The sequence below is a fragment of the Bradyrhizobium sp. 61 genome (genome assembly GCF_023073075.1).
GTDB lineage: Bacteria > Pseudomonadota > Alphaproteobacteria > Rhizobiales > Xanthobacteraceae > Bradyrhizobium > Bradyrhizobium barranii.
Genome location: NZ_JADPIU010000013.1, coordinates 1 through 1,459 on the forward strand (window position 1 = coordinate 1; position 1,459 = coordinate 1,459).

1 protein-coding gene is annotated in these 1,459 nt (G+C 62.2%); it reads left to right on the forward strand.

Going from position 1 to position 1,459, the window contains the following annotated elements; all coding sequences use genetic code 11:
* Window positions 1-62 precede the first annotated feature (62 nt).
* Entirely contained in the window at window positions 63-1,403 is a 1,341-nt protein-coding gene (locus IVB46_RS06070) for an IS1182 family transposase (protein WP_247342311.1), read from the forward strand.
* Window positions 1,404-1,459 lie beyond the last annotated feature (56 nt).

Sequence of the window (1,459 nt, forward strand, 5' to 3'; positions counted from 1 at the left end):
TCTAGGAGCCTGTCCGAGTAGTCCCTGTTCAATTGGTCGGGAGTCTGATTCTATTTGCGTCCATGAGCAAGTATTTTCGGCCCTGGAAGATTGATCAGCCGCAGCTGTTGCCGCCGAGTGTGCAAGATTTCGTGCCGAGGGACCATTTGTCACGGTTCATCGTGGAACTGGTGCGGGAGAGCCTCGACCTCAGCGGGATCACCAACAGCTATACGAGTGCGCTTGGCCAGCCGCCGTTCGATCCGCGCCTGATGGTGGCGCTGCTGCTCAACGGCTACGCGAGCGGTATCTATTCCTCGCGGCGGATCGCCAAGGCGTGCGTCGAGCGCGCCGACTTCATGATGATCGCAGCGCTCGATGCGCCGGATTTTCGCACCATCTCCGAGTTCCGCAAGCGGCACCTCAAACAGCTGGCCGGGCTGTTCGTGCAGGTGTTGAAGCTCGCCGAGAAAGCCGGATTGGTGCGGCTCGGACACGTCGCGCTCGACGGCACCAAGATCAAGGCGAATGCGTCCAAACACAAAGCGATGAGCTACGAACGCATGAAGAAGCGACAAGCCGAGTTGCAAGCCGAGGTCGATCGCTGGCTGGCCGCCGCTGAGGCCGCGGATGCTGAAGACGACAAGCTACACGGCAACAAACGCGGCGACGAACTGCCCGGCTGGGTCACCGACAAGCAGAAGCGGATCGCCAGGATCGCCGAGGCTAAGGCAGAGCTGGAGGCTGAGGCGAAGGCCGCGGCCGACGAGGAGCGTCGCATCGAGGCCGAGAAGCAGAAGAGCCGCGAGGCCGAGGGCCGCAAGAAGACCGGCAAGCCCGCCGCACCGCCATCCGACGAGCCTGCCCCAAAGGCGCAGCGTAACTTTACCGATCCCGAAAGCCGCATTCTCAAGACCAAGGATGGCTTCATCCAGGGCTACAATGCGCAGGCGGCCGTCGACGGCAAAGCGCAGATCATCGTTGCGCACGCCCTGACGCCCAGCACGAGTGACCATGGCCAGCTGGTGCCGCTGGTCGACGGCATCCAAGCCAATCTCGGCCGCAAACCGGAACAAGCTTCCGCCGACAGCGGCTATCTGAGCGAAGCCAACCTCGCCAGCCTCGATCAGCGCGGGATCGACGGCTACATCGCCACAGGACGCGCCAAGCACCCCACCGCCGACAACGGCAAGGTCGGTGGACCGTTGACACAGGCAATGAGAAAAAAGATCGCCGACGGCGGCTTCGAGACCCCCTACCGACTGCGAAAGCAGATCGTGGAGGCGGTGTTCGGACAGATCAAGCAGGCACGCGGCTTCCGCCAGTTCCTGTTACGAGGCCTCGTTAATGTGCAGGCCGAGTGGGCGATCGTCTGCACCGCCCACAACCTCGTCAAGCTCGGCAACCTCGCCAGTACCGCATGAGCGGGCTATCGTAATGAAATCTAACCAGCCAAAACGATAACTGGACGGGCTCCTAG